Annotated in this window: 2 protein-coding genes; both read left to right on the forward strand. The window is 65.5% G+C overall.

Annotation, left to right across the window (positions count from 1 at the left end; translation table 11 throughout):
• On the forward strand, positions 1 to 1,469 hold a 1,469-nt coding region (locus B551_RS15720; protein ID WP_043440148.1), incomplete at its 5' end, for an amino acid adenylation domain-containing protein.
• Between the two features lie 4 nt (positions 1,470 to 1,473).
• Positions 1,474 to 3,087: condensation domain-containing protein (locus B551_RS15725; RefSeq protein ID WP_023264492.1), on the forward strand; the 1,614-nt coding region annotated here is incomplete at its 3' end.

Below are 3,087 nucleotides of genomic sequence, written 5' to 3' on the forward strand. Positions count from 1 at the left end.
ACTGGATCGATACCAGCCTGCCAACTATGGTCATGGAGGACGTTGGCGAGCCGGAAGCGGTGCAGTTGCCCACTGTCGATCCGCGCCAGCTGGCCTACCTGATCTACACCTCCGGCTCGACCGGCACGCCCAAGGGCGTCGCCGTCGAACACGGTCCCTTGTCCATGCACTGCCACGCCACCGTCGAGCAGTACGGCATGGGACCGGATGACCGCGAGCTTCACTTCCTGTCGTTCAACTTCGACGGCGCGCACGAACGCTGGCTGGTACCACTGATCGCCGGCGCCCAGCTGGTGCTGCGCGACGACACCCTGTGGAGCGCCGAGCAGACGCTCGAAGCGATCACCCGCGAAGGGGTCACCAACGCCGGTTTCCCCCCGGCCTACTTGCAACGGCTTGCCGAGGCGACGACCGAACCGGTGCCGCTGCGCCTGCTGTCCTTTGGCGGCGAAGCGATGTCGCGCGAGGCCTTTGCCCGCATCAAGCAGAAGTTCCAGGCCGGCACGCTGATCAATGGCTATGGGCCGACCGAGGCCGTCGTCACCCCATTGGCCTGGGTCGGACAGCACGACAACGATTGTCCCAGCGCCTATGTGCCGATCGGCAGACCGGTGGGCGACCGCATGGCTTATGTGATCGATGCCGACCTCAACCCGGTGCCGGTTGGCGTGGCCGGTGAGCTGTATATCGGCGGCCTCGGCCTCGCGCGCGGCTATGTCGGCAAACCGGGACTGACCGCCGAGCGCTTCGTACCGGATCCGTTCGCCTCTGGCGCACGGATGTACCGCACCGGCGATCTAGTCCGCCGTCGCCGCGACGGCAGCATCGAATACGTCGGCCGGCTCGACCATCAGGTCAAGATCCGGGGCTATCGCATCGAACTGGGCGAGATCGAGGCTCGTCTGCGCGCGCACGCAACCGTGCGGGAAGCGGTGGTCGTCGCCCACGATGGCCCGAGTGGAAAGCAGCTGGTGGCTTATGCCGTTCCGGTCGAAGACCAGCCCGGCATCGGGGCCACGTTGAGAACCTATCTGGAAGGCTGCCTGCCGCCCTATATGGTGCCGGCGCAGATCGTGCCGCTGAACCAGTTGCCGGTCACGTCCAACGGCAAGCTCGACCGCCGCGCGCTACCCGAGCCGGTATGGGAAACCCAGGTCTACGTGGCGCCGCGCAACTCCATCGAGGGCTTGTTGGCAACGATCTGGCAGGAAGTACTCGGCGTCGAGCGCGTCGGCATACACGATGACTTCTTTGAGCTCGGCGGCCACTCCCTGCTGCTGACGCAACTCGTATCCCGGCTGCATCGCGAGTTCGGCAACACGCTGACGCTGCGCCAGGCGATGTCGCTGCCCACCGTGGCCGACCTGGCCGACTACATCGCCCAGCAACAAGCGACCGGCGCTACGGTCAACGTCGCCAGCCAATTGCAGACCATCGACGACCTGATGGCCGACCTCGAGACTTCCTAATCCAATGAACGATCAGCAAGCGAGCCGGGAACTGATCCGGCGTTTCGTCGGCCTTCCGCCGGAGAAGCGGAAGATTTTGCTGGAGCGGCTGGGCCAGCAGGGCATCTCGCTGTCGGTCCTTCCGATCACGCCGGACTGGCGACCGGCCACCAGCGATCTGCCGCTGTCCGCTGCACAACAGCGGATGTGGTTCCTGTGGAAGCTGGACCCTGCCGGCAGCGCCTATCACCTCGCCGGCATGCTGCGTCTGCGTGGCCAGGTGGATGATGGCGCCCTGCAGCGGACCTTCGATGCACTGGTGGAGCGGCATGAGAGCCTGCGCACCACCTTCCATCAGGATGGGGAGCAGGCGGTACAGCGCATCCATCCGCCCGCTTCCCTGCCGATCGCCGTCAGCGATCTGCGCGACATCGATCCGGCGCAGCGTGACGCTGCTGTGCAATCGATGGTCGACGCCGAAGCCCAGGCCCCGTTCGACCTCGAACAGGGACCGCTGCTGCGCGTCCGTCTGCTGCAATTGGCCGACGACAACCACATCCTGCTGGTCACGATGCACCATATCGTCTCCGACGGCTGGTCCATGAACGTGATCATCGACGAGTTCGCCCGGCTCTATGCAGGCTTCGTCAGCGGCCGGCCCGCGCCCTTGGCGCCACTGCCGATCCAGTACGCCGACTACGCGGCCTGGCAGAAGCAGTGGCTCGAGGCCGGCGAGCTGGAGCGGCAACTGCGCTACTGGAAGTCGCATCTGGCAGACGATGGCACCGTCGTGCTGGAGCTGCCGACAGATCGGCCGCGTCCGGCGGTCCCAACCCATCGTGGTGGCGCCGTTTCGTTCTCGCTCGATGCCGAGCTCTCGGCGAAGCTCCGTACCGTCGCCCGCAACGCCGATACCACCCTCTTTACCGTACTGCTGGCGGCCTTCCAGGTCCTGCTCTACCGCTACACCGGACAGCGCGACCTGCGCGTCGGCGTGCCGGTGGCCAATCGAAACCGGTTCGAGACCGAGGGTGTGGTCGGCTTCTTCGTCAATACGCAGGTGCTGCGCACCGAAATCGACGGCAGCATGGCGTTCGACGCGGTATTGGCCCACGCTCGCGAATCGGTACTGCAAGCGCAGGCGCATCAGGAGCTGCCGTTCGAGCAACTGGTCGAGGCCTTGCAGCCCGAGCGCAACCTGGCGCACAACCCGTTGTTCCAGGTCATGCTGAACCACCAGCGGCGCGATCTGCGTGCGCTGGATCGCCTGCCAGGTCTGGTGCTGGAGAAGGTCGAGCGAACCGCCAACGCGGCCAAGGTCGATCTCGCACTCGATACGCAGGAGGACGAACAGGGCCTCCTTCATGGCGTATTCGGCTATGCGGCCGATCTGTTCGAGCACGATACGGTTGAGCGTCTACAGCGGCATTTCGTCGCTGTGTTGCAGCAGGTCGTCGCTCGGCCTGAGGTTCGTATCGGAGAGTTGAACCTTCTCGATATCGACGAGCAAGGTCAATGGCGTGACTGGAACACGCCCAACAGGCGGTTCTCTACTGCGGAGCCGGTACACGTCGCCATCGCCCGCCAAGCAGCCCGGCGCCCCGGCGCCATTGCCGTGCGTCGCGGCGATCGCGCCGTC

This window comes from Cupriavidus sp. HPC(L), from assembly GCF_000307735.3.
Taxonomy (GTDB): domain Bacteria; phylum Pseudomonadota; class Gammaproteobacteria; order Burkholderiales; family Burkholderiaceae; genus Cupriavidus.